The sequence below is a fragment of the Methyloprofundus sedimenti genome (genome assembly GCF_002072955.1).
In the GTDB taxonomy this organism is placed as follows: Bacteria; Pseudomonadota; Gammaproteobacteria; order Methylococcales; family Methylomonadaceae; genus Methyloprofundus; species Methyloprofundus sedimenti.
Window position 1 is genome coordinate 1107986 of sequence record NZ_LPUF01000001.1, and the last position, 24874, is coordinate 1132859.

At 39.1% G+C, this 24874-nt stretch carries 24 protein-coding genes and 1 tRNA gene; 18 read left to right on the top strand and 7 right to left on the bottom strand.

The features are described 5' to 3' along the window. The first annotated feature begins 260 nt into the window (after positions 1-260). The 3 genes from AU255_RS04945 (at position 261) to AU255_RS04955 (ending at position 6402) form a co-directional block, all read left to right on the top strand. The gene (locus AU255_RS04945) at positions 261-1589 is read left to right on the top strand and encodes an NTP/NDP exchange transporter (RefSeq protein WP_080521844.1); all 1329 of its coding nucleotides are present in this window, start codon (positions 261-263) and stop codon (positions 1587-1589) included. Positions 1590-2065: 476 nt separating this feature from the next. Next, positions 2066-4879, top strand: a complete 2814-nt coding sequence (locus AU255_RS04950) for a PEP/pyruvate-binding domain-containing protein (protein WP_158083058.1) — start codon at positions 2066-2068, stop codon at positions 4877-4879. Beyond that, positions 4876-6402, top strand: a complete 1527-nt coding sequence (locus AU255_RS04955) for a peptidoglycan-binding domain-containing protein (protein WP_233144553.1) — start codon at positions 4876-4878, stop codon at positions 6400-6402. The genes AU255_RS04950 and AU255_RS04955 overlap by 4 nt, the downstream gene beginning before the upstream one ends. Here the strand turns inward: AU255_RS04955 and AU255_RS04960 are convergent. From AU255_RS04960 to AU255_RS04990, 7 genes are all read right to left on the bottom strand, one after another. Then, positions 6392-7291 carry a serine hydrolase gene (locus AU255_RS04960; RefSeq protein WP_080521846.1) on the bottom strand — a complete coding sequence of 300 codons (900 nt, stop codon included), beginning with the start codon at positions 7289-7291 and terminating at the stop codon, positions 6392-6394. The genes AU255_RS04955 and AU255_RS04960 overlap by 11 nt on opposite strands. A 912-nt stretch (positions 7292-8203) precedes the next feature. Next, positions 8204-8899, bottom strand: a complete 696-nt coding sequence (gene hda / locus AU255_RS04965) for a DnaA regulatory inactivator Hda (protein ID WP_080521847.1) — start codon at positions 8897-8899, stop codon at positions 8204-8206. Positions 8900-8901: 2 nt separating this feature from the next. After that, complete coding sequence (locus AU255_RS04970) at positions 8902-9246, bottom strand: DUF2069 domain-containing protein (RefSeq protein ID WP_080521848.1); 345 nt, start codon at positions 9244-9246, stop codon at positions 8902-8904. Further along, complete coding sequence (gene wrbA, locus AU255_RS04975) at positions 9243-9833, bottom strand: NAD(P)H:quinone oxidoreductase (RefSeq protein WP_080521849.1); 591 nt, start codon at positions 9831-9833, stop codon at positions 9243-9245. Before wrbA ends, AU255_RS04970 begins: the two co-directional genes overlap by 4 nt. 128 nt (positions 9834-9961) lie before the next feature. Further along, complete coding sequence (arsC, locus tag AU255_RS04980; protein ID WP_080521850.1) at positions 9962-10309, bottom strand: arsenate reductase (glutaredoxin); 348 nt, start codon at positions 10307-10309, stop codon at positions 9962-9964. A 150-nt stretch (positions 10310-10459) separates the two neighbouring features. Further along, positions 10460-11746: an MATE family efflux transporter gene (locus AU255_RS04985; RefSeq protein ID WP_080521851.1), complete on the bottom strand. Its 1287-nt coding sequence runs from the start codon at positions 11744-11746 to the stop codon at positions 10460-10462. A gap of 83 nt (positions 11747-11829) precedes the next feature. Continuing rightward, positions 11830-12534 carry a glycerophosphoryl diester phosphodiesterase membrane domain-containing protein gene (locus AU255_RS04990; protein WP_080521852.1) on the bottom strand — a complete coding sequence of 235 codons (705 nt, stop codon included), beginning with the start codon at positions 12532-12534 and terminating at the stop codon, positions 11830-11832. A 359-nt stretch (positions 12535-12893) separates the two neighbouring features. Here AU255_RS04990 and AU255_RS04995 point away from each other — a divergent pair. From AU255_RS04995 to AU255_RS05060, 15 genes are all read left to right on the top strand, one after another. Continuing rightward, positions 12894-12969: transfer RNA gene (locus tag AU255_RS04995), tRNA-Lys, on the top strand. A gap of 120 nt (positions 12970-13089) precedes the next feature. Further along, the gene (locus tag AU255_RS05000) at positions 13090-13665 is read left to right on the top strand and encodes a hypothetical protein (protein ID WP_080521853.1); all 576 of its coding nucleotides are present in this window, start codon (positions 13090-13092) and stop codon (positions 13663-13665) included. Then, positions 13665-14918, top strand: a complete 1254-nt coding sequence (locus AU255_RS05005; RefSeq protein WP_158083060.1) for a tyrosine-type recombinase/integrase — start codon at positions 13665-13667, stop codon at positions 14916-14918. Before AU255_RS05000 ends, AU255_RS05005 begins: the two co-directional genes overlap by 1 nt. A gap of 106 nt (positions 14919-15024) precedes the next feature. Then, positions 15025-16026: a hypothetical protein gene (locus AU255_RS05010; protein WP_080521855.1), complete on the top strand. Its 1002-nt coding sequence runs from the start codon at positions 15025-15027 to the stop codon at positions 16024-16026. 85 nt (positions 16027-16111) lie between these two features. After that, the gene (locus AU255_RS05015; protein ID WP_080521856.1) at positions 16112-16327 is read left to right on the top strand and encodes a hypothetical protein; all 216 of its coding nucleotides are present in this window, start codon (positions 16112-16114) and stop codon (positions 16325-16327) included. A 95-nt stretch (positions 16328-16422) separates the two neighbouring features. Beyond that, positions 16423-16650 (top strand): hypothetical protein, encoded by a 228-nt coding sequence (locus AU255_RS05020; protein WP_080521857.1) that lies wholly within the window; start codon positions 16423-16425, stop codon positions 16648-16650. A 182-nt stretch (positions 16651-16832) separates the two neighbouring features. Continuing rightward, complete coding sequence (locus AU255_RS05025) at positions 16833-17261, top strand: hypothetical protein (RefSeq protein ID WP_080521858.1); 429 nt, start codon at positions 16833-16835, stop codon at positions 17259-17261. Beyond that, positions 17258-18781, top strand: a complete 1524-nt coding sequence (locus tag AU255_RS05030) for a DNA primase family protein (protein ID WP_080521859.1) — start codon at positions 17258-17260, stop codon at positions 18779-18781. Before AU255_RS05025 ends, AU255_RS05030 begins: the two co-directional genes overlap by 4 nt. A 303-nt stretch (positions 18782-19084) precedes the next feature. After that, on the top strand, positions 19085-19396 hold the full coding sequence (locus AU255_RS05035) for a hypothetical protein (protein ID WP_080521860.1): 312 nt from the start codon (positions 19085-19087) through the stop codon (positions 19394-19396). Positions 19397-19737: 341 nt separating this feature from the next. Beyond that, entirely contained in the window at positions 19738-19908 is a 171-nt protein-coding gene (locus tag AU255_RS20035; RefSeq protein WP_158083061.1) for a hypothetical protein, read from the top strand. Continuing rightward, the gene (locus AU255_RS05040; RefSeq protein ID WP_080521861.1) at positions 19909-20502 is read left to right on the top strand and encodes a MerR family transcriptional regulator; all 594 of its coding nucleotides are present in this window, start codon (positions 19909-19911) and stop codon (positions 20500-20502) included. Beyond that, a complete protein-coding gene (locus AU255_RS05045) occupies positions 20503-21153 on the top strand; it encodes a helix-turn-helix domain-containing protein (RefSeq protein ID WP_080521862.1) in 651 nt (216 codons plus the stop codon). Further along, positions 21150-21869, top strand: a complete 720-nt coding sequence (locus AU255_RS05050) for a hypothetical protein (protein ID WP_080521863.1) — start codon at positions 21150-21152, stop codon at positions 21867-21869. Before AU255_RS05045 ends, AU255_RS05050 begins: the two co-directional genes overlap by 4 nt. A 993-nt stretch (positions 21870-22862) precedes the next feature. Next, on the top strand, positions 22863-23903 hold the full coding sequence (locus AU255_RS05055) for a tyrosine-type recombinase/integrase (protein WP_080521864.1): 1041 nt from the start codon (positions 22863-22865) through the stop codon (positions 23901-23903). Between the two features lie 83 nt (positions 23904-23986). Continuing rightward, positions 23987-24826, top strand: coding sequence for a hypothetical protein (locus AU255_RS05060; RefSeq protein WP_080521865.1), 840 nt, complete (start codon positions 23987-23989; stop codon positions 24824-24826). Positions 24827-24874 lie beyond the last annotated feature (48 nt).

The following is a 24874-nucleotide window of genomic DNA, read 5'->3' on the forward strand; positions in this document are numbered from 1 at the left end:
TACTGAGAAACTTAGCCTTAAATTTTCTTCAGCAAAAGTGCCCGGAGGCAGAATCGAATCTTCGACACGTGTATTTTCAGTCCATAGTGGTTGAGCTTTAGCAACGATCTTTAAATTTTTACAATAATAAGGATAGAGATAAGCTATCATGAATACATTGAAAAGTTTAACAATCGGACAATATGCATCTTACAAAGACAGAGCGAATTCTTCGGATTTTCACTGAAGTGCGAGCTGGGGAAGGTTCCACAGCACTTCTAATGCTCACCAATGTATTTCTTATTCTCTGTGCTTATTATTTCATTAAGCCATTACGTGAAGGCTGGATCGCTATTTCAGATATTGAAGGCCTGTCGAAAATGGAAGTCAGGGCTTATTCAAGTTTTGCTCAGAGTATATTTCTATTATTTATTGTCGGATGGTATGGTCGTCTATCCGAGCGTTGGAGTCGCATTACCTTAATTACACGAGCAACCCTGTTTTGCATATCTAATATGGTAATATTCTGGATTCTTCAACCGGGTTTATTTATTGAAGGGTTACCGGCATCAGGAATTATTTTCTATCTTTGGGTGGGCATGTTCGGGGTATTTATTGTCGCTCAATTCTGGACTTTCAGCGCTGATATATACACTGATGAAAGCGGCAAACGTCTCTTGCCTCTAATAGCCATAGGGGGGACCTCTGGAGCTGCCGCAGGTTCATGGATGGTTGATCTGTTTGTCGAAACCGGAATCATTCATACAGAAGCCTTGTTGCTCATTGCAACCTTGCCACTTTTCGGTTCGGTTTTAATCACCCGTACTGTTGATGCCCGCCTAAGAAATCAAGGTTCCTTGGGTAAGGTTAAATCTTCTGTAAGTATTCCTGCCTTAGTGACTGAAAATAAAGATATTAAACCTATTATTATCGGTGCCAAACTAATATTTTACAGTCGTTTTATGCTGGCTGCTGCTCTAGTCACGCTTTTAACTAATTGGGTAAATACCAATGGTGAAAACCTTTTATTTCGGGTGATTCAGGATGCACTGGCTATGCAAGCGATAGAGCTGAATATAACCGGTTCTCAGCAGATACTCGGATTCATTCGGGATGGTACCACGGCATTTTATGGGAACTTCTTTTTCTGGGTGAATATCACCGCCTTGTTTCTACAGTCTTTTATGGCCTCACGCTTGCTCAAACTAGGCGGTTTTGGAGTTATTCTTTTGACTCTGCCCGTTATCGCTCTGCTTTCCTATACGACTATGGCGTTATTGCCAATTCTGTTAGTTGTAAAAATAATGAAGATTGCAGAAAATGCCACAGACTATTCGATCAACAATACCGCTCGTCATGTGCTTTGGCTACCGGTTGACACGAAGATGCGATTTCTCGGGAAACCTGCCATAGATACACTTTATGTTCGATTTGGAGATGGATTAGCCGCCATTACAGTTCTAATAGGTGTTCAAGTGTTATCACTATCGACCAAACAATTTTTTATCTTCAATGTATCATTGGTTGTGCTTTGGTTGATATTCGGCATCATGCTGGTACGCGAGTACAATAAGGCTTTAGCTGCAAACCTGACGGAAAACAAGCGTTAATTTGGTTTTGAGATAATACTTAGGTATACCTGATTACCCATAACTCTCAGCTATATTCGTCATTCCTGCACGCTTTTAGCAGGAATCTCGTGGGGTAAGCAAAGATTCCCGATAAAAGACTTCGGGAATGACGAGACTATTAACATACTGATATTTAAAATTTTTTTAATATGGCTGTGAGTTGTACGTAATCAGGTAGGCATATACAAGAATATCGTCACCAGTCGTTTGCTAGGTAGAGGATTGAGTCCTGCATAAGTATGGCAAGGCTGTTTCGGACTGTTCTTAACCTATCAAAAAACAACAGTTGAAGCATGTTATGATTTATTAACTCTGTTTCTATAGGTCATTTAAAGAAGTGTCTGGTTATGCATATATATAATAAATATCTGATAGTCCTTACTTTAACCTCCCTCATCCCGGTGATATGCTCTGCAACCCCTGAGACAACCGAGTACAGAACATGGATTGCTGATATGAAAGAAAGTCCCAAAGGACCTTTTATCCGTGTTTTCTGGTTTTGTAACGATGGAGAAATTTTATTGCCAAAACCCTATGCATGCACTGAGCATGGTGGGGGGTATCAGCATGGAAAGCTGAACGACAGGGCCTTGATTCTAAGAAATAATGGCTACTGGATAGCAAATTTACTTGCTGGAATCGATACGAAAAACATCCTGGCTAGTGATGATTTTGTTGATTGGTATGGTCAGTTGCTAATTGAAAAGTTTCTGATCAGAACAGATAATGGCTGGATTCTGAAAAAGGCCCTTTATTACCGCGGAGCCATTCAAGAAGAAGACGAAAGGTATGGAGCCAGAATGCTGCTCACTGCTCTAGCTGAAAAAAATGAATGGATCAAGCGACGTTACTCTGCTCTGCGTACGGGAGTACAACTTCTTCCTCATGGCGAAGATAGCGCATCAATTCAGAAAGTTCGACAAATGTCAGTTTCTCTAGCAGAGCAGGATGAACAGTTTGTAAATTTACGTACCAAAATTCATGTATCGCCCGATGCAGGGGATGCCAGGCTGGTCCGTGAATATGCGGCAAAGATTAGCGATCCTCAGCAACAAGCCAAATACATGGAATTGGCTCAGGAAATCGATCGCGTTTTCCAATCACATCCCTTGCATCAGTTACTGGAACGGAATGCAAAAATTTTTTCTGCTGAACCCTGGTTACAGCAGCTGCTTCTTGAAGCTGGCAAAGCCTATCATTCAGACAATAGTGCTGGAAACTATTATGCTGTTACATCACACCTTCTCGCTGACCTTCGCGATGCACTCCCTAAAATTCGAAAACCAGGTTCAAGGCTGCGCATTCTGGATTTGAGTCTTGCTGTTGAAGTTGAAAACTTCAGAGTCAGTACTCAACTCAAATCTACACTTACAAAAGTCAATCGACTGCAACGTATTTCCTGGTTACGAGATGCGGCTTTAGCTGCCTACGGCACTGGTCATATTAATCATCGAAGCCTGGAAGCACTACAGGCTTCTATCAGCCGAATGGAATATGCACAACTTCCTTTAACTACTTATTTCAACGAATTGAAATATCTTTCCCGCGCTCCTGGCTGGAGTACACAGGAATTACGCTTTCAGTTTTATCAATCAATGATAAAGTTGACAGAAATAGAACCTTTAGCCATATTTTTTATTCAAGATATTTTACGCGGAAGTCCCATGCTGTTTTTTTCGCAAATCCTGGATAGCTTAAGTCGTGATGCTAACCAATTGGCTGGGACTACGCATAAGATCTTTAATACACAAGTTGGCGTTGGGTTCCATGCTCTCAACCCAGGACTGGCCAGGGGAAAGTTATATACAAAAGTTGATATCAATAATTCTGCAAACTTTGACTCACAAGGTATCTATTTACTACCTGAAACTGTTGCCGACCTTCCCTCTATTGCTGGTATTATCACTGTTGGGGAAGGCAATTCGCTTTCGCATATTCAATTACTGGCCAGGAATTTGGGTATTCCCAATATTACTGTTAATGAAAATCTTCTGCAGCAACTCCAGGACCATGATGGTGAAACCATTGTTATGGCAGTCAGTCCAGATGGCCTGATAGAAATAAATGGCGATTCAGAATATTGGCAAAAATTCTTTAATTCAAACTCCAATCAACAACAAGCTGTTATTCGCCCCGACCTGGAAAAACTCGATCTGTCTATACAAGAAATTATAGGTCTGAACTCCCTTCGAGCCTCTGATTCGGGCCGCATTGTTGGCCCTAAAGCTGCCAAACTGGGGGAGTTGTATTATCATTACCCTGGAAAGGTTGCAAAAGGTTTTGCTATTCCATTCGGGGTTTTTCGTAAAACAGTATTAGACGCGCCCTACAAAAAAACTGAACAAACTGTGTTTGAATGGATGGAAAGTCAGTATGCAATTATTCATGCCTTACCCATAGATTCTGAACAGCGCAAGCAGATGACGGAGTCTTACCGGGCGGAAATATATGACATAATCATCAATACTGATATAGGGGATCAAAACCGAAATAACATACGCAAAGCAATGATCAATACCTTCGGCAGTACAGAGGCAGGCGTATTTATCCGTTCGGACACCAATGTAGAGGATTTACCCGGCTTTACTGGAGCGGGGTTAAACCTGACATTGTTTAATATTGTCAGTATAGAGAATATATTTAAAGGAATCACTAAAGTATGGGCCTCACCCTTTACTGCTCGCGCATTTTCCTGGCGACAATCGCTTATGGAATCACCTCAACATGTTTATCCGTCAATACTGCTTATGCAAACCGTGGCAAATGATAAATCCGGCGTTATGATTACAGAGGACATTGATACCAACAAAAAAGGTGTCCTGTATATTGCAACCAACGAAGGCGTTGGCGGTGCCGTCGATGGGCAATCTGCCGAATCTCTGCGTATAGATACAAGGGATGGGAAGGTTCTATTATTAGCCACTGCATCTGCGCCCTTTCGGAAAGTTCCATTACCTGAAGGCGGCATTGCAAATGTACCGGTTAGTGATTCTGAAAGTGTATTAAAAGCAAATGAAATAAGCCAGTTAATACAGTTTGCCAAAGAATTACCGGATACATTTCCACCTATCACAGATGAAAATAACAACCCTGTTCCGGCTGATATTGAATTTGGATTTTTCAATGGCAAGCTACAATTATTTCAACTGCGTCCCTTTTTGCAAAGTAACAAGGTTCAAGCCAGCTCCTATTTAATGAATATGGATAAGGCGCTACAAAATAATATGAACAGGATGGTATTAATGAATGAGGTACCGGAAGAATTATGAAAACCATGATACACATGCATATGTTGCTTGCTTTGTTGTTTTCTGCCGTACTGCAGGCATATCCTTTGGATGGATACAAGGAAACAGGTATAAGACGTGTCGAGGCTGACCGGCTTGCAGTGTTAGGAGAAATTCGCGGACGCAAACAACCCCCGGGGGCTTTACTGCCTATTCAATATGTTAATCTGCGTTTACTGGATTACCCGGAACTAAATTTACCACCGCCAGACCCAAATTTTACAACCCAAATCACCAAATTGTTAGGCAACTCTAGTGAACATTATGGGATTTCTGTTTTAGACGTTTCTGATCCCCATCATCCTCTCTATGCAGAATATCGTGGTGATTTTCAGCAAAATGTAGGAAGTGTTGGAAAAATATTGGTAGGATTAGCATTATTTCAGGCACTTGCGGATATTTATCCGGATATTGAGTCGCGAAAAAAAATACTGCTTGAAACCATTATCACCGCCGATAATTTTATTTATACCGATCATCATAAGGTGCACATCTGGAACCCGGTTAGCAGAAAAAGCGTTACTAGAGAATTGAGAATAGGAGATCAGGGTAATTTATGGGAATGGCTAGACTGGATGTTCTCGGCAAGTTCAAATGCAGCAGCGGCGACGGTAATGAAACAGGCCATGTTATTAGTGCATTACGGTAAAAATTATCCGGTTGGCGATGATGAATCCAGCGAGTTTTTTAATATTACTCCCCGAAAAGAGCTTAGCCAGCTATTTACAAAGACTTTTATAGACCCGTTAAATCGAAGCGGCTTCGATCCGGAACGGTTTCGACAAGGTAGTTTTTTTACACACTATGGCAAGAAAAAAGTATCTGGGACTTCGAGTTTTGGTACAGCTCGGCAACTTATGCTGTTTTCCTTGAGAATGGAACAAGGTAGGCTTGTGGATATATTTTCCAGCCGTGAGATTAAACGTTTACTGTATATGACTGAGCGCAGAATTCGTTATGCCTCATCACCGGCATTGTCCGAATCGGCGGTATATTTCAAATCCGGCTCATTATACCAATGTAAACCGGAGCCGGGTTTTGTATGTAAGAAATATCATGGTAATGTCAAAAATTATATGAATTCAGTAGCAATTGTTGAATCACCTGCAGGGGAACCCCGTCTTAATTATTTGGTGACGTTGCTTTCTAACGTGTTGTATAAAAATTCCGCAGTGGATCACCAGACACTAGGCACCCGTATTCACCGCGTTATAGAAGCTATGCATCCGTATCAGGCACTAACACCAGAGGGTATTCCGATTGCTGCAAGTTTTGGAGATGAATTAATTGGTTACGAAGGAAAACGTTTGCAACGCCTGCAGGTTGTTAATATACAGGTAGCATTGCAGAAATTAGGTTATTCAGTCGGTGGGGTCGATGGTAAAGTAGGCCCCAAGACGATCAGGGCCATAAAAGATTTTCAGTCAGCTTATAAACTCGAAGCGGACGGAAAACCGTCCGCAACCCTGCTAGAAAAGCTTAATGAAGTACTTGCTAGTTTTTAGAGGCGACCATATGAGGAACAATTAGATCGTGCAGCGGTACAATCATTTTCTGTAGCCATTTACCACCGTCAGGATGTTTGGCAAGTGCGACTATTATAAATTTGTGTCCACCACTTTCGACAATGGCGCTATCAGCATGCCAGGTTCTCCATGAACCAGATTTTCGATAGATTTTAGCGTCTGGACGTTCTTTTTCAAGTCCTTTGACAAATTTGTGATGAATCGCAGGTTTTGACAGAATTTCTTTCATTTGGCTGGCTAGTGGTTCTGGAACTAACTGCCCTGTTTCAAGCATATAATAAAAACGGGCGGTCTGCATTGCTGTAGCGCCATGGGAAATGTTATGTAATGGGTCACGTTTCCATGCCTTGGCTTTACCATATTCCTTTCCTACCCATAGGCCGCCATTTTTATCCTGATCATAAAGTTTGAAACGATCAGACTGCAAAATTTCTGCTAGTCTCGCTTCACCAACACGATGATACATTTCAGTCGCAGCCTGATTCGAGGAATACCTGATCATATCAGTTAATGTCTTACTGGTATTTTGATCCAGTTGCATTTTTCCGCGCTCGATTTCTACGAATGCACCTAGAAGAATGGCAATTTTTGGAAGGCTGGCAGCATACACCATATTCTCACCATTAATCATTGCAACTTTTGGATGTTTAAGATCAGTAATATCAACCAAATTTAAGTTAAGCCATTTTTTTTCTGCTGCGTGACCTAATCCGATAGATTTTATCACCCTTTCCAATTTACGTTGGAGAACCGGGTCTTTTGAATTCGTCAAAGAGGGATAGTTACCGGCAAAACTTACTGAAGGCGCCAATAAGCTAATTAGCAGGGAAGTAAATAGAAAACAGATTGATGTTTTCAAAGAATTCATAAATGCACCTTATCAAGTGAAGGGTGAAAAGAATTGAACTATTTTTTTATTGTAAATCTATATTACTCAAGTAGACATAAAAAACGATATCTGTTTTTTATGAAGCCAGGTTAAAGTATAAATATACGTAAAATATATGATTGTCTCTCAATTCCATTACTTAAAGCAAGTTAATTATTATTTGGGACAGTAGTTTATACTTCGCACGGCCACATATGCGGTTTTCTAACGGCCGATATTAGCCGATAGCCGCATTGCTGAAACAGTTGCGTAGCTTGCTATGCGCCAGTTTCAGTGCCTACACTATTGGCAGTGAGGGAGGAAGGGAATCAAAGAAATCAAAGTGTGTCCCGATTACTATTCAAAACTATTATTGTTAAATCTACAGTCCTCTGTGTCAGGATAAATGTCGTTTATGCTCTCAAATTTCTTTTTAAATCCCTGGCGCTTATCTGAGGTTCCGCTCTAAATACAATTCAGTAGTTATTAGCATTGAAAGGTTTTGACGCGCTTCTGAATAAGTAAATACTTGCATTTTTGTTTACTCCAATACTTTTCTGTTTTTTTTTTTTTTCATTTTAAAGAAGTACAGCGTTTAATCGCATTGATAAAGCAGAATAACACAACAATCACCCGTCTTAATCGGTTGAATTTTAAAGATGGTAATATCAACCGAGTTTGACCCTATTGGTTCCTAAAAGCATCCCTTTTTGCACCACACTCCCTTGTGCAACAGGCAATGCCACTACGACATCATTTATCGTCGCCGTATGAGCAATGCGATTTCGCTAGTTTTCATTTTACTGTCTCCACCCGGAGCTCTAAGTTCTGCGGTTCTTGCTTGGCAACTGATGTTTTTTTAAACTAAAGCGGTAATACGCCTGCAGAGGGGGCTTGAAAAGCTGTCATTTTCTATTCCCCAGCCATAATCTGTTTTAAAAAAGGCACGGTAAGTTTGCGTTTGGCTATTAGTGTGGCTTGCTCCAGCCTGGGTAACAGATCCCATAAGGCGGGCAGGTCGCGCGCATAATGTTTGTTTAGAAACTGTCCGACTTGAGGCGAAATATCAAACCCGAGATGTCTGGCTTTGCAGGTGAATGCTGCGATTCGTTCTGTATCAGAAAGTTCCTGTAGTTTTAGGGTCAGGCCCCAGCTCATACGGGTTTTTAAATCAGCCAATTCGATTGCGAGATAATTCGGCGGGCAATGCGCAGAAATAATCAGTTGATGATTATTTTCCCGGTGTTGATTATAGAAATTGAACAGCGCAAGTTCCCAGGCGTTATTTCCTGCACAATATTCAATATTGTCTATACAGATAAGATCAAACGTCTCCAGGCCTTCAAGAATATCAGGGGAGGGGAGTTCGCCCTTTTTTAAAGGCAGGTAAAAGGCGGTCAGTTGAAGTTGGTGGGCTTGCTGGCAGCATGCCTGCAATAAATGAGATTTACCCTGGCCGTGATCACCCCAGAGATATATTTGTTGATCGCCTTTACCACTCGCAGTATCCGTTAGATATTGAACGACCTGTTGATTACTCGCCGTATAAAAACTGGCAAAAGATTGTTCGGCCTTAAGGTCAAACTGTACCGGGATTTGCTCTGACATTATTACTGGTTTCTGGCAGAATAACGGACAAAAAGAGTACAACCTAAAAATAGCATCAGGCTGAATAGCACTTCTAAAGCAGGTAATAGACGCTCTGTTCGGGCATACGTTTCGATGCTGCCGTGGATAAAATAAGGCATGCTCAGATAAGCCATCCACGAACAGCTTTTTAAATTACCTTTTAAAAATCCCCTGAAAACAAAGAGTAATGGGCTTACTATCACAATCAGTGCCAAAGCAACGGGTAGTTTTTCAGGTGGTGATAAAACGGTATTCCAGAGCATAAGTAATACAAATAATCCCAGATAACCACAGAAAGCAATGGCGTAATAATAGCGTGCATTCATGATGTTTTTAATTTTATGGCCGTTTTTGCTAAACGAGCGCCTAAGGCAAAGCAAAGTGTTTTTTCATCTTTACTTAATGTTTGTTGAATATGAGCAACATGGCTAGCACCATAAGGTGTGCCGCCTGTTTGTGTTTCTCTTAAGGCATCTTCGCTACTGGGAAGTCCCAGCAGAATCATGCCATGATGAAACAAGGGTAACATCATAGACAGTAAAGTGGTTTCCTGCCCGCCGTGCATGCTTCCTGTCGAGGTGAATACGGCTGCAGGCTTATTAGTCAATGAGCCGCTAAACCAGGCTGCAGTGGTATTATCAATAAAGTATTTAAGCGGCGCTGCCATATTACCAAAATGAGTAGGGCTGCCTAAGGCCAGCCCGTCGCAGCTTTTTAAATCATCCAGTGTGACATACAGCGAGCCTGACTCGGGGATGTCGTCAGCCGTTTTTTCACATACCGTGGATATTTTAGGTACGGTGCGCAGGATTGCTTCTGTGCCGGCAACAGACTCAATGCCATGGGCAATTTGTTGTGCCATAGTCTTGGTAGTTCCATCGCGGCTGTAGTATAAAACAAGAATATTAACCATTCGTTAAACTGTAAAATGCTTGCAAGGATAGGTGCCTATTATAAATAAATGTTGGGCGTGGCTTCAGTCCGCCTTAATAAATAGTTGCGGGCTAAAGCCACGTCCTACGACAGGAAGGGTAAACGAGTTTATAAAATCGCTAAAACACTTTCAGGTGGACGACCAACAGCGGCTTTACCATTCGCTAATACAATAGGCCGTTCTATTAATTTAGGCGTGTTAACCATCCCGGCAATTAAAGCATCTCGATCCAGATCGGGATTGTCCATTCCGGTTGCTTTATATTCAGCTTCATTTTTACGCATTAATTCACGCGGTTGCATATCAAGCAACTGCAAAATGGCATCTAATTCTTCCGCTGTTGGTGGCGTTTTTAAATATTCAATGACTTCAGCTTGTACGCCGTTTTCTTCCAATAATTGTAGTGTTTGACGTGATTTACTGCATCTTGGGTTATGGTAAATTTTTACGCTCATGGTTTTATCCAGACAAAAATTAAAAAACCTATAATAGCACACACAGGGGGAGTTTAGCCCTTATAAACAATGTGTAGAATGGCATGAAATTTTTACAGAAACCTGGTGTCCGGCAGACCTTAATGGACTGGAAAAATTATTGTTGATCGGTTAATCCGGTTTACTGCGCATGCTAGTTATCAGTGCCTGTTGGTAAAATAAATAATAGCTCAGCATCATCAGGCTACGAATAAGCATAAACACGCTTAATGCCAGCCACAATCCATGGTTGCCCAAAGCTTGAGTGCAATACCAGGTAGGTAGAAAAACCAAAAACAGCGCAAGTAAAATACAATCACGCATTTGCCTGGATAAAGTTGCTCCGATAAAGACGCCATCCATTAGAAAACTGCTAAAAGATATTAGCGGTAAGACGATCAGCCAGGGTAAATACTCATAGGCTGGTTCACGTACTTCGGTTAAATGAGTCAAAGCATTGATAATGTCTTTCCCTGCGTAACTAAATATGAGTGTAAATAGCAGCGCAATAAGCAAAGACCATAAGCCTGTGGTCTTTAGCGATTGTTGAAACAGGCGCTTATTGTTTGCCCCTAAAGCACGACCAATCAAGGCTTCTGCTGCATGAGCAAAGCCATCTAAAGCATATGCCATAAACGTCTGAAAATTCATTAAAACAGCATTGGCCGCTAAAATAGCACTCCCAAATTTTTCACCTTGTACGGTAAAAAAACTAAAGGTAAAAATTAAACACAGAGTACGCACAAACAAATGACTATTCATCAAGAGCATGGGTTTAATCTTGTCGAGTTGAAACAGATAAGACCATGACAGGGAACGAGAACACTGGGGAATACTCCGCGCGACCAGGATAATCCCAAGAATTAAGCCGGCATATTCAGCCAATACCGAGGCCAGTGCAACGCCTGCGGAATTCATGCCGTAGTGCACGACAAACAGCAGGTCTAAGCAAATATTACATAAATTAACCGTGACTACGATAAATAAAGGACTCTTAGTATTTTGCCTGCCTAAAAACCAGCCTAAAATCACATACTGACATAACGTTGCAGGAGCGCTCCAGATACGTATATAAAAATATTGCTGTGCCAAAGGCTCGATACTATAGTCACAATTAATCAGGTAAAAGCTAAACGCAGCAATGGGCTGTTGAAATAAAAGAATCAGTAGGGAAATACTGAGAGCAAGAACAATAGCGCGAACTAGTATAGCTTTTAATGCGAGTGAATCATTAGCCCCAAAAGCTTGAGCACTAAGCCCTGAGGTGCCCATGCGTAAAAAGCCAAAACTCCAAAAAATAAAACTGAAAATCAGCCCGGCAAGCGCGACAGCGGCCAGGAAGTCGGCATTATCCAGATGCCCCATAACAGCGGTATCAACCAGGCCCAATAAGGGCGTAGAGATATTGGCAATTATCATTGGTAGAGCAAGTTGCCAGACCTGCCGATGATTAAAGTGCCGGTTATTCAAAAGTGATAAAGAACGTTATGGAAAAGCCGCTGCTAAATAGCATCAATACCAAATATTCTGCGATATAAAACCCCATGTAAAGCAACAAAAAAAGGCACTGCCCAGATCAAACCGATGCCAAAAGGTATCAGGCTGATCAAGTAAATTATCCCTATCATGACATAAATGAAAAAAATCTTGAACCAGTGTTGATGTACCGCTTTGCGTGAAGTTTCCATTGCTTGCCAAAAATCCATGCCTTTTTCAATAATCAGTGGCAAAGTAAAAATATAAGCAATACAAAGATAAATACCAGGAATAACTAATAACATAAAGCCTAGCATAACCAACAGAGATGCAAAGCAGGCTGCAATAATAATAGGCAGGCTGTAACTGAAATAAGAAAAAGCCAAATTAAAATCAACAGCGGCATCTACCGCGCGATATAGACCCATCATTAAAACGCCTGCAAAAAGCGGATAGCTGGCCAATGATATAAGAAAGTTAAAAACACCCGTTAAGATAGATGCAAAAGCTGGATCTACCATGTTAAATAAGTTCATTAGCAAGATAGAGCCAACACTTATTGCGGTAAGTGCCAAAAAAATGATTAGAACAGCACCTAAAACAGGCGCTTTGAAACCAGAAGTTCGCTGCCAGGCTTCCTGAAAAACTTCCGAGACAGTAAAATCATAAGGAGCAGCAATGCCCTCTTGCAGACTACCTGATACTGGTTTCATATGTTGATTTGTTTGCATAAATGACCCTCAAGCAATAACTATAAAGTATTGAGTGTAGTGCAAAATGATAAAAATAAAATGCAAGTTATACTTCGCACGGCCTCATATGCAGTTTTCTAGCGGCCAGTTATAGCCGATAGCTATATTACTGAAAATAGTTTCATAGCTTCTTGCTATGCATCTGTTTTAGCGCCTTTCTCTCGACTAAAATCAATTCGTTATACAACCGTATCCGTGACTGCGCGAAGTATAATACCGATGGTGAAAAAGCAAACCTGGATGAGCCCGGCAATTTATTTTATCCGGTGAGAGATAAATAAATCATAAAAAAGGTTGCGGACTTAAAAAAAAATTGTATAATATTCGAATCATCTAAGGGGTCCTTAGCTCAGCTGGTAGAGCACCGCACTTTTAATGCGATGGTCGTGCGTTCGAATCGCACAGGACCCACCACTTAGAAACCTTGTATATCAAGGGACTCAAAGACATTGCCCGTCGAGTTGAAGCAGAACAAAAGTAGAAAGGCGTAAATTTAGGCGCACTTCTGCATAACTGCTCTAATGAGGTGGCGTAATGAACCAACAAAAAAAATCAAACATAGTCCAATACTGGGCTGATAGTCATTTAGTTGTTTCTGGTAATCAATACCAATTAATCGACAACGAAACTCAAAAAATATTATTCAAATGTACTGCTAAGTCTGATCTTGAGGCTAGTAAAAAATGCTGTGCTTTTCTTCGTTATGGAAATGCTAAGCAGCCCAATAAATTCAAATTACATAAAGCACCATCTAATGTAATGTCATTGCCATTTGTGACTAAAAGCAAAGCAGGCCGAGATTGGTTTAATATTCCTGTGACGGGTGATTATGCAATCGACTGCAGCACTGGAGTCGATTGTGCAGCAATGCTTATTAAAGCAATGCGTGATGACAAAGGTTATTGTGGCGGAAACCTGCAGCTCATCGTTTTATCACTTTTAAATCGTAAAGAAACTAAACAAGAATTACACGGCATTATTGTTGGGTTCTTCTCTCAACTTGATGTGTGGCTTCAACTATCAGCAACTCATGGTGGTAAAGGACTAGATAATATTTCTTATGAGCAATTCATAGAAAAAGTATCATCATGCTTAAAAGAGGTCGCGTAATGGCTTACATCAGACCTTTAAAAAATGGTAACTTCCGTGCTGACATACGCATGAAAGGCATTACCAAAAATAAAACATTCCCTTCAAAACTACTTGCAGAAGCCTGGGCATCGGCTACCGAGTCTAATATTAAATCTATACCTGCTTTAAGCGTTGAACAGTTGATTAGCTTATCTGATGCTGATATAGATGCTATGGGCGGTATTGAGTTATTCAATCAATTAAGTGTGGATTTATTCAGTACCCGCAATGCGGCAAAGCTGGGAGTCATTAATCAACTTAGTAAAAAAGAACTGCTACAGCTGTCACCACATGAAATAGAAAACATGGGTGGTGCTGAATTATTTACCCAGGCAGGTAAACGCATTCGTTATAAAACTTTTCGTGAAGTCTGTACGGAATATTTAGCGCAGTGGAAAAAGAAGGATTATCAAAACCAGATGTTAAGGGTTAATTACTGGTGCAGTATTTTTGGTGAACGGATAATCACTGACATTGATATTTTCGATATTCGAGATCAAGTTGATCTTATGCTTAATGAAAAACAAAGGCCTGTCACGATAAACCGCAAAAAAGCCGTTTTAAGCAGCGTATTCAAATACGCCTTATCACGCGGTTATATTGATGAGAACGTGGTTACGAGTGTAGTTGTTGATAACGATAGCAAGAAGCGCGATAGAGTTCTGAATAAAGACGAGAGAGCCAGATTATTGACCGCTTGCCAGTCAGCGAAATGGAATAAGCTTCATTTACTTGTGCTAAGTGCATTGACCACAGGCGCGAGAAAATCTGAGTTATTAGGTTTGCACTGGAATGATATTAACTTCAAAGATAGTACCGCGAAGCTAGGCGATACTAAGAACGGTAGCAGTAGAATACTCACATTTCCGCCAATAGTTATGACTGAGTTCAAGCGCTTTCAAGAAGTGGGTAATGGCTTGATATTCGAATCTGACCGTAAGTCTGGTACACCTAAAGATATTCGTAAATCATGGACAGCCGCGCTCAAGGAGGCAAACATATCTGATAAAGACACTCTTAACAATGATGGTAGTGTTAAGGTCGAAAAGTTTACCTTTCATTGCTTGCGTCACGGTTTTTGTTCTGCTTTATCCGACGCAGGAAAGGAGTTAAGTCAGATTGCTGAGCTTGCAGGGCACAAGTCAATACAAACGACTATGCGGTATATTCATCAGGGTAACGAGCAGAAAAAGCAGATTGTTGATGAATTAGCCCAAGCTTTTAATTTATAGGATAATCCAGTTTAACCAGCATAGCTCGACGGAGCGAAAAGCAGAGTCATTACCTGCCTGGCTGGTTTCTTATCGTAATGGTTTACACTTTAATGAGGTGTGTTTTATGAATAAGCTTTTTGAGCTCAAAGACTGGTTAACATTGGAAGACACTGCAAAGGAACTTTCACAAGCCCTTTCTGAACCAGTAAACAAAGCTGATATATTACATTTAGCGATAGATGGGAAGATAACTTTGTCAGTAAATTTATTAAAAACTATACCTGTAAATTTTGGAAAAATTATTGTTCTTAATGATGCCGAAAGGGAAGAAACTCCTTTAGAAAATATAGAAGAAGGCGATATCTACTCTTTAGAAAATGAATGGATATTCATGGAAACAACACAAGATATTGAGCGAATCAAAGGTGTGTGGGATTTACCAATGGGGGATTGCAATAAACAATATATTGAGTTTCAATTGCAGAAGCTAAATGAAAACATCGGAGGTGAAAAAGAATTTATCCCGGAAGACACAAGTGGACTTTTTTTAGTTAGCTCTAATAAGGAAATGGTCAAAGTTCTAATAGGAATAGAAGATATTGAGATTATGAGTGGTTCCATAGCTAATGGAAAAAAACTAAGACAACGTATAAAAGATGAAAAATTTAGTGAATGGCAAGCAAATGAGTTACTGAAAAAATATTCTGAAGATAGAAGGAGGTTTATTGAAAGAAGTTCTAAAACTCCAATTTATCAAACTTATTACCATGACTATCAACTCCGTGACTCTAGCTTTTTAGTTGTTCGGCCCAGAGCGATTAGTGATTTTATAAATACACTTGATTCAGAAGTTCTACCGGAAGAAAAAAACGTTACAGTAAATGACTTATTTACAAACCCACCCCAAAATCATTCTGAACCATTTGAAGCTTTAAAGAAACAAGCTTGTAATTTTATTAATGAATACCACAGATTACCTAAAAATAAAAAAGAACTGTGGGATTATTTGACTGATCAGCTTGAGTACGACACAAGAAAAAACGCTATTCTTTATCCATATTCTAAAAAATGGACTGATTTTGATGCTTTTAGTTCAATGTACAAGAACCGGACAACTATCCGATAAATCCGATAAATCCCACAAAAACTACAATCACCTATAACACACTGAAATAATACAATCTCTTTTTAAACAACATGAGATTGTATTAATGACTACTCAAACACAGGTCACACTAAATGACCTAACCCCCTCCAAAAAAATCCCCGAAAAATATCCTGAACTGTTCCCTGAGAAAAAATGGAAATGGAAAGTTGCTCAACGGCAGCATAACGGATTAGCTAGAGCGTTTCGTAAAATTGGACGTGACCTCTATGTCAATGAGCTTGTTCTTGCTGAGTGCATAAATGAGCAGTTAACAGCCTGATTCGCATAATAAATGCGATTCAAACCATCTAATTACCAGAGCTGTTACTGCAAAGGCGCGTTTTTAGGCGCAAATTCCAGAGTATTTTTAACAAAATGCTTCAATTCGACGGGCAAAATCGAGAGGAATATAGCAGGAACAGCAATGGAGTTTTTATAAACAATATTATTAACACCAAAATGTATTTATTAAACGTCACCCGCAATAACGAGCCGTTTGTTTTGTGCGAATATGAAACAGAGGAACAGGCAGTTACGGCACTTGAAGCGTTGCTGGATCAGTACGGTGATGAAATTACCTACACGCTTGATGAGCAGGCATAAAAAAACCCGTAACTCAATGAATTAACGGGCTAATAATCAAACGCTATACTTTTCAAAATCGATTTTAAGTATAGCAAACTTCGATTATTTTGCCCAAGGATTTTGGCAAAAAATAATGAAAAAATTACTAAACAAATTAAATTCACAAAGCACTATACAAAATTATTTGTTGGGAGAGGCTAATGGCTGACATTAACGCGCTTCTCTCGGGTCTGGAAAAAGTGAGGCCTAATGGACAGGGTAAATGGATGGCATGTTGCCCCGCACACGAGGATCGCTCACCATCATTAGGTATAAAAATTACTGATGATGACAGGATTTTAATCCATTGTTTTGCTGGATGTGAAGTCGGCGCCATTGTTTCGGCGATAGGATTAACGCTAGCTGATTTAATGCCTGATATCCCTAAAGACCAACTTTATAAAAAAGGCAGTAGACCGCCTAAATTCAATAAATTTGAGCTGTTCGACAAAATACTTAACGAGTCGCGAATATTGTCTATCGCAATGCGACAAATTCTTGAAGGCAAGTCTCTTGATAATGATGATCTACGCCGTGTTATTCAGGCAGAAAACACGATTAATGATTTAGCTATGGAGATATTACGATGAGCCTTGAGGACACGCTTCAAGCCCAAAATGAAGCTATAGTAGCTAAAAAAAGACGTAATTCATCTTCTGTTGCTCCTATTAAGCCAAATGTGGAAATATTAAATGCAGAATCAATCACTGAAATTAAACGGAATACCTTAAACAAACTACTGTCAAAAATAAATCCAGTAGATTTTTTAGCGGTGTGTGAAGCTTTAGGATGGGAGCCGTCAAAAAATAAAATGGGAGGGGATAACCCGCCTACGCAAAGCAATTATAAAGTAGCCATTGTTGACGAACTTATGAAATCAGCAAAAAGCAATAACTGGCACTTGGCATTAGACTCAGGGCTTTTCTATATTTATACAGGCAGCATGTGGATTAGCCTGGATAAGGATGAGTTAAAAAACTTTTTAAAAGATGTTGCCATTAAACAAAGTTACCCGCCTATCAAAGCAAAGGACAGTAAATTTATAGTCCAGCTCTATGACCAAGCGATACAGGATGGATTTTTTACTGATAAACATTATGCTCAGCAATCAATGATTAATCTGAGTAATTGCACATTAGTTTTAAATAGTGATGGTGTAAAAATTAAAGAATTTGATTACCGTGATTTCTTAACTCACCAGCTTCCATTTAATTACGACCCTGAAGCTCATAACGCTATTTTTCAAAAGTATCTGGATGATGTATTACCCGATAAAGATACGCAACGCACATTGCAGGAGACCTGCGGTTATTTATTCATTAAAGGCTTAAAGCTGGAAAAAATATTTTTCTTGTACGGAACAGGTGCTAACGGTAAAAGCGTTTTATTTGAAGTGATAAACGGCCTAATCGGCGATGAAAATACCAGTCATTATTCACTAGAAAGCCTGACTGACAACAGCGGCTATTATCGAGCAAAAATAAAAGACAAGATTGTTAATTATGGCACTGATATAAAACTTACAAATATTGACGCAGGACTATTTAAAACTCTGGCGAGTGGCGAACCAATTGAGGCAAGATTGCCATACTGCGAACCGTTTACAATGTCAGATTATGCAAAGCTTATCTTTAATGTTAATCGACTGGATAACGCAAATATTGAGCATACTCATGGCTTCTATAGGCGCATATTGATTATCCCGTTTGATAAAACAATTGCCGATGACAAGCAGGATAAATCTCTGCATAAGAAGATATTAAGCAACAAGGCAGGCGTACTTAACTGGATTATTGCAGGAGCCAAGCGTGTTATTGCTAACGAAGATATTTTTGTATCGGAAGAATGTCAAAAATTTAAAGCTAAATTCATCAAGGAGACGGATAGTGTAGCTTTATTTTTAGATGATTCAGGATATGAACCTAGCAATACAGGAACAAGCTTTTTGTCAAACGTTTATGCTGAATACAAGGAGTATTGTATTGATGACGGATATAGATCTTTAGGAAAAAATAATTTCAGCAAACGGATGTGCGCACTTGGTATTAACCGGGTAAAAAACAATCACAACAAAGATTGTTTCAATGTGATTAAAAATTATAACCCCTAAAAAACACACCCTGTGTGGAAAAGGTTATAAAGTAAGTTTAGGATTTTAGGATTAAGTCTACAGCCCTTTAATATAAAGGGTTTCACGTCCTAACTTTTGATTTTAAAACTTAGTCAAAACTTAGTTATTTTTTAGGAATCCTAAAAACATCCTAAAAAAAAACTAAGTCTTGAAATCACTTTTTAGGATGCTGACGCCTTGATACATAAGGCTTACAGAGCAAATCCTAAAATCCTAAGTTTACTTGATAACCTTTTTCACACAGGGCATGATTTTAAATCCATACAAAATATATAAAACATTATGAAAATCACGCTAGCAAACAAAATCGAAATTAAAACCACACCCGATAACGAAAAGCTAGGCGGTAACAAGGAATTAGCCAGGCTGCAAAATGATAACGATTACCTGAAATCAGAACTTAAATTAATTAAGAAGCAGGTAAAGGACGCTAGTGGTGATCGTGAAGCTAAGCAAGCACTCCAAAAGGAACGTGATGCACTGCTACTGCATGTAGCTGAACTTGAACGAGTGGCCGGCATAACTGATGCAATATTGAATGATAAGGATACGGAAATTGCTAGATTAAAGGGCAATCAAAAGCCAGTCAATTAAAAATAGAGCTTAGTTTTGTTCGGTGACACTAATACGAGATCTGACGGCTGAAAATTCAGCCATCAAAATATATTGATTATCGATGCAAAATTCAGATAAGCACAAATTCCCCCATTGGGGGAAACCAAGAATACCAGTCAACTGGGATTCTTCAAACAATAGAGCACTGTAAAAAAAAAGCTAAGTCATTGATTCATAAGCCCTGAATTGAAGTTAGGGCAATATAATCAACAGGTTACGGCTACCCATATTCAATGGGATTATTCAGTTAAACACGGAAAAACCGCTAAATAACCCTTTATAACGGCATAAAATTAAGTTTTTAATGTTGAGTAAAACTAATGACAGACACTAAAAAACAAGGCCGTCCATTTGGCACAACAAAATCAACGCTGGTTCGAAATCGAGCCACCAAATTTTTAGAGAAAACTCTTAAAAATGAAACCGCTGATACTCTCTCGAGAACGCTATCAGCAATTGAATTATTAAAAATTAATCAGGAAAAAAAATAAATGAAAACAATCGATTCAACAAAAATCTTATTAGCTAAAAGTTCTGTAGAGGCATTAAAACCGGTTTCAGATTTAATCAGTAAAATAAAACACTCTGATCTTGCATACAATGAGTCGGCAATCCAAAAGGTCAGTAAATTTTCAGAGTTTCTTGAGTCGCTATTATCTGAACAACAGGCAATTTTAAATCAAGCTGATGCCCTTCAAGATAACCGCGACGAGGTGTTAATTAACCTTGCATTTCAGTATGTTAATAAAATACCCGATCGAGTTGAGGGCCTTAAAAAATCGCGTCCAGGGATTGAGAAATACCACAAGGAAAAGCGCGATGAGCTTCAACAAAAGGGGTTTTCAGCGGATGAAATTAATAAAATTATTCCAGAGAATCAGTTACTTGAAAAACTCAGCTCTTTGGAACAGAAGGTGGCTGAACTAAAACAAGAGGAGGCTAAGCTTAAAAAATTTATCCATGACAAGCCATTTTTTGATACCGCGATCATCGAGGGTACTTATTTCTATAATCACTTCACTGAGAATGAGGCAGATTTTAGAAACAACCCGACATGCCAAATTCAATACTTAGACATGATTTAAATGCAAAGCATCATCAATGCACAGCTAAAAAAAGCTGAGAGTAAGCCCGAACCTGCGGAAATTGAGCCAATAAGGCCTTACAACAAGGCCGAAATTGCTATGCTGACGATCGTGGGCTCACGATTAATGGAGGCTCGTAAATTGTGCAAACTAAACAGAAAACAAGCCGCTGACTTGCTTGGCGTTGAGGAATTTTATCTTGGCCGGCTTGAAAACGGTCTTGATGTTGATTGCGTTCCGCTGGAATTAATTAAGCGGGCCGCAGAAGTTTTTGATGTTTCAATTGATTATCTGTTTGGCATAACTGACGACTGGGAAAGAGATCCGGTTGTTTGCTATGAACGGGTGGTGGGGCAATGGATGTATGAGGAATTTAAAAATCAACTTCTTAGCCAAGCTGTGCAGCAACAAAAGCTCTTAAGAAAAATTGACTCAATCGATTATTTGGTGAAAAAGTCGATTATTTCACTGGAAAACATTTTTAAATCACTTGATCGGTTTAGGGAGCTTAATCCTGAGTTTGATACTGATATGAGAGGCGGTGCGAGCCTGGTTCATGCAGTAGAAAAATTCAAAAAATCCATTAATATCATCGAATCGAAATTATTAAGATCAAAAGTTTTAAAACTAAAATTAGAGAAATTACCTTGAAATTAAATGCAGAACAATGGGAAGAGATACGCTACCAATGGGAATCGGACGATAGCTTAAGTTTTGAAGAGCTATCAAAAAAATTACCAGTTACCCGACAAACCATAAGCAAAAGAGCACATAAGCATGGCTGGTGCAAGAATTCTGGAAAGGAGTTAAAAAAAATTACTCGCAAAGAAATTGATAATGAACATGATATGAAGAATGGCGTTGGCAGGCCAGCAATAAAGTTTAAGCCTGAATATTCGGAGCAAGCAAAAAAGCTGGCTCTTCTTGGCTTGGTTGATAAAGAGATTGCACCTGTATTTGGGATATCATTGCGAACATTGAACAAATGGAAAATCAAATATCCTGAATTTATGCAGTCCATAAAGGATGGAAAGCTTCAGGCTGATTCAGAAGTGGCACTCTCTCTCTATAAATCAGCAATAGGCGGCCATACTATTTCAGAAGAAAAAGTTATTCCTGATGGCGATGGTGGAACAACTATCATCGAAATAAAAAGGCAGATACCACCTGATTACCGTGCTCAATCATTATGGCTAAGAAATAGGCAGCCTGCAAAATGGCGCGATAAAGTAGAGATTGATGCAGCTATTGATGTAAATGAAACTTCAATAGAATTCATTATGGAAAACTTTATTAAAGTTATGGATAAAGCCCATGAGCGAAGTCGGTTAATGCGTATTGAGCGCGGCCTTGACCCAAAGGACTGATTAAAATGATTGGCATAGGAATAGGGATCTTGACCGCTGCACTTAAAAAGGTTGTTGCACCACCTGCTCCAGTTCAGGATGCTACACCACCGGTTAAAGATGATCCGCCTGCGTAATTGGTATTACAGAGATTGCGGCTAATGTGCCTGTGCTTAATGAGAATGGTGGTGATCGTAAATCAGTATTACAAAATGAAAAATGTAATACTGAAATATTAGATAGAGGCAACTCCAAAGAATACAGCAATGATGCTAATATCTCAGCATCTTAGAAACGTTAACGCTGCCGAATTCTCGGCAACGCAAATTATCTTGAGAGCGCACTAAGATAGGCTAGGCTTTTGTCAAATGTGCACCCGGGTGCATATTTGGATATATAACTAAAAAATGAGCTTGAAGCCTGTATGTCAAAAGCGACTTGAAAGTCGTATTTGATTATGCAATCAACCGTCCGCCTGGAAGGACACAAATTAATTTAGTGTGGGAAATGCCACCAAACAAAAGCCACATGGTAAGTTTATTGAGATGGTCAAAACGGACCTACAGGTCCGTTTTGGATTGCGTCAAGCAAGAAATTTAGCGTACAACATTTTAATACACAAAACATAGCTGCTAATTTCAATGCGGTTTTTTTGTGTCTTAAATATCACCAGAATTTCTGGAGTCAATAAGCTTCCTAATTATTAAGGCGCAATCTAAGGCGTAATTTTAGGCGCAGTTGTCAAACAAAACCACTTAAATTAAAACAATTACGAAACAACTTGAAACTAGGTGTATATAAGGAGTAGACTACAGTCTCACTCTGTTTCAATAAGTCTAGCAAGCTCTTTTAATGCGATGGTCGTGCGTTCGAATCGCACAGGACCCACCATAGAACTTAAATGAAAACAAGGGCTTAGAAAGGATTTTAAGTTTCAGTAACTGTGTACTAAACGAGCGACTACAGTGATAACTACAGTAGTTTGGTTTATTTCTCTCTCAAGAGGAAACACAGATGCTAAATTTTCATATCCGCAAAGTAACACTCCAAAATGGCGATACTCGTTATCGCACCATAATTACCAAATCTGGTAAAAGTACAAAATCAAAAACATTTAGACGTAAATCCGATGCTAAAACATGGGGAAGTCGTACCGTTTTAGAATCTCAAGAAAATGAAGCCAAAGGTATTAAGCCTTGCACTATTACGTTTAGCCGTTTGACTGATGAATATATGCACTGGTGGACTGGCAAAGACCATGATCGAGTTAGACTCGTTTTATGGTGGGAAAATCAATTAGGTAAAATTCTCTTATCTGAAATCACCCCTGAACTGATCCGTGAAAAACTCAAAGTAAAAAAATCAAAAGCCCCTGCCACATACAATAAGCATTTAGCTGTTATTTCTGCAATTCTCGACTATGCTACATTACAGCAGGAAGAAGATGATATTACAGAGCAGTATATCGATGAAAACCCCTGCAAGCGTGTTCGTTCTCTCAAAGTAAGCAATAAACGTGTGCGTTATTTATCCGACGAGGAAAAACCGCGTCTATTGAAATCTGCTAAAATCATTGGCGGTAGGTTTTATCTAAAAGTATTAATGGCATTAACCACCGGCATGCGCAAAGGTGAGTTGGAAAAACTGCGCTGGAATGATATTGATTTTGAGCGTGGTTTAGCTTTATTACATGATACTAAAAACGGTACATCAAGACATACGCCTGTTCCCGATGTTATTATGGGCGAAGTGAAAAAATATCGTGAAATTGGTAATAGCCTATTATTTCCTTCGACTGTGAATCCTGAAAAACCTTTCGATTATAAAAAACAGTGGGCTAATTGTCTTAAATCAGCCAATATTCAGGATTTCAGATGGCATGATATGCGGCATGATACCGCCAGTACCTTGGCGCGTGATGGAAAAACCTTAAAAGAGATATCTGAGGTGTTAGGACATAAATCCCTGGCTAGTACTGACCGCTATACGCATCTTTGTACAGAACACAAAAGCCAATTGCTGAATGATACGATGAATAAGGCGATTAGTTTGTAAATTAAATTCAATGATTAGTTGTAAGCTATCTTATTGGCAGCTTGCTTATTTTCAGTTAGTAATTATTCATTTATGGAGTAATAGTGATAGTTACATGTGATGTTATTGATCAAAACGCCACCATTCATCCTATATATGAAGAGGTTTTATCATTTAAGAAATCTAAAAATAATGATAAAAACAAGCATCCTTGGGTAAAAAAATGCTTATTACTCAATGAGACGAAAGAGTGGATTAGTGAGAATTCAAGAGGTGAATTAATTGGACAAAATACTTTTTGTATTGTTGTTGCAGATGCTTTTGATTTATATTTTTCTGAATATCCCAATACTCGAACTAAAGTTCAAGCGGAAGAGATTAAACGAAATTCAAAATCATTGAAGTACGCCATGCATAACTGCTTACTTCCAAAAGCAGCTAGCTCTGAGAAGTTTAATGAAGGATTAAATTCTTTAATTAACCTTGAAGCTAAATGCCCGGGCCCTGTCACCTCACAAAGAGGCAATCCAAAGCGTAGGACTCTAATAGTAAATATTGCTACAGGTCTTTATGACTCATTTAATACTTTACCAAGCCTGATCATTCTTACCAATTTGATTTTAATGGTTGAGTTTATTGATGCTGATAACTTAAAGAGAAGTATTAGGAACACTTATACTGAGGAGTTAAAGGCTGAAATCAAAGATGGAGCGATACGAAGGCGTGATAAAACTAATAGAAACATATTTGACTCAGAGTTACTCACGCAGAATGCTATCAATAAACTCCAAAAAAGTGCAGTACCTCAAAAACAACCGGTCAATATATTTGAAAATCAAATACAGTTAACTGACGCATTCATGAATGAAGTGCAAGTAAAAGATGATTCTGAGTTAATTAGACAATTAGCATTATTAAAAAATATGCTTTATGAGAGGCTATAAACAAAGGAAGTCCTACTTTAGGAAACAAAAAAAGAAATTCTTGAGTTT

Excerpts from the sequence above, each read along its gene's own strand:
- AU255_RS05000 (WP_080521853.1), top strand. The coding sequence starts at position 13,090 with ATGAACCAACAAAAAAAATCAAACATAGTCCAATACTGGGCTGATAGT.
- AU255_RS05020 (WP_080521857.1), top strand. The coding sequence starts at position 16,423 with ATGCTTCAATTCGACGGGCAAAATCGAGAGGAATATAGCAGGAACAGC.
- AU255_RS04960 (WP_080521846.1), bottom strand. The coding sequence starts at position 7,291 with ATGAATTCTTTGAAAACATCAATCTGTTTTCTATTTACTTCCCTGCTA.
- AU255_RS05030 (WP_080521859.1), top strand. The coding sequence starts at position 17,258 with ATGAGCCTTGAGGACACGCTTCAAGCCCAAAATGAAGCTATAGTAGCT.
- wrbA (WP_080521849.1), bottom strand. The coding sequence starts at position 9,833 with ATGGTTAATATTCTTGTTTTATACTACAGCCGCGATGGAACTACCAAG.
- arsC (WP_080521850.1), bottom strand. The coding sequence starts at position 10,309 with ATGAGCGTAAAAATTTACCATAACCCAAGATGCAGTAAATCACGTCAA.
- AU255_RS04945 (WP_080521844.1), top strand. The coding sequence starts at position 261 with ATGCTCACCAATGTATTTCTTATTCTCTGTGCTTATTATTTCATTAAG.
- AU255_RS04950 (WP_158083058.1), top strand. The coding sequence starts at position 2,066 with ATGAAAGAAAGTCCCAAAGGACCTTTTATCCGTGTTTTCTGGTTTTGT.
- AU255_RS04955 (WP_233144553.1), top strand. The coding sequence starts at position 4,876 with ATGAAAACCATGATACACATGCATATGTTGCTTGCTTTGTTGTTTTCT.
- AU255_RS20035 (WP_158083061.1), top strand. The coding sequence starts at position 19,738 with ATGACAGACACTAAAAAACAAGGCCGTCCATTTGGCACAACAAAATCA.
- AU255_RS04970 (WP_080521848.1), bottom strand. The coding sequence starts at position 9,246 with ATGAATGCACGCTATTATTACGCCATTGCTTTCTGTGGTTATCTGGGA.
- AU255_RS05040 (WP_080521861.1), top strand. The coding sequence starts at position 19,909 with ATGAAAACAATCGATTCAACAAAAATCTTATTAGCTAAAAGTTCTGTA.
- AU255_RS05055 (WP_080521864.1), top strand. The coding sequence starts at position 22,863 with ATGCTAAATTTTCATATCCGCAAAGTAACACTCCAAAATGGCGATACT.
- AU255_RS04985 (WP_080521851.1), bottom strand. The coding sequence starts at position 11,746 with ATGATAATTGCCAATATCTCTACGCCCTTATTGGGCCTGGTTGATACC.
- hda (WP_080521847.1), bottom strand. The coding sequence starts at position 8,899 with ATGTCAGAGCAAATCCCGGTACAGTTTGACCTTAAGGCCGAACAATCT.
- AU255_RS04990 (WP_080521852.1), bottom strand. The coding sequence starts at position 12,534 with ATGCAAACAAATCAACATATGAAACCAGTATCAGGTAGTCTGCAAGAG.
- AU255_RS05035 (WP_080521860.1), top strand. The coding sequence starts at position 19,085 with ATGAAAATCACGCTAGCAAACAAAATCGAAATTAAAACCACACCCGAT.
- AU255_RS05005 (WP_158083060.1), top strand. The coding sequence starts at position 13,665 with ATGGCTTACATCAGACCTTTAAAAAATGGTAACTTCCGTGCTGACATA.
- AU255_RS05015 (WP_080521856.1), top strand. The coding sequence starts at position 16,112 with ATGACTACTCAAACACAGGTCACACTAAATGACCTAACCCCCTCCAAA.
- AU255_RS05010 (WP_080521855.1), top strand. The coding sequence starts at position 15,025 with ATGAATAAGCTTTTTGAGCTCAAAGACTGGTTAACATTGGAAGACACT.
- AU255_RS05025 (WP_080521858.1), top strand. The coding sequence starts at position 16,833 with ATGGCTGACATTAACGCGCTTCTCTCGGGTCTGGAAAAAGTGAGGCCT.
- AU255_RS05045 (WP_080521862.1), top strand. The coding sequence starts at position 20,503 with ATGCAAAGCATCATCAATGCACAGCTAAAAAAAGCTGAGAGTAAGCCC.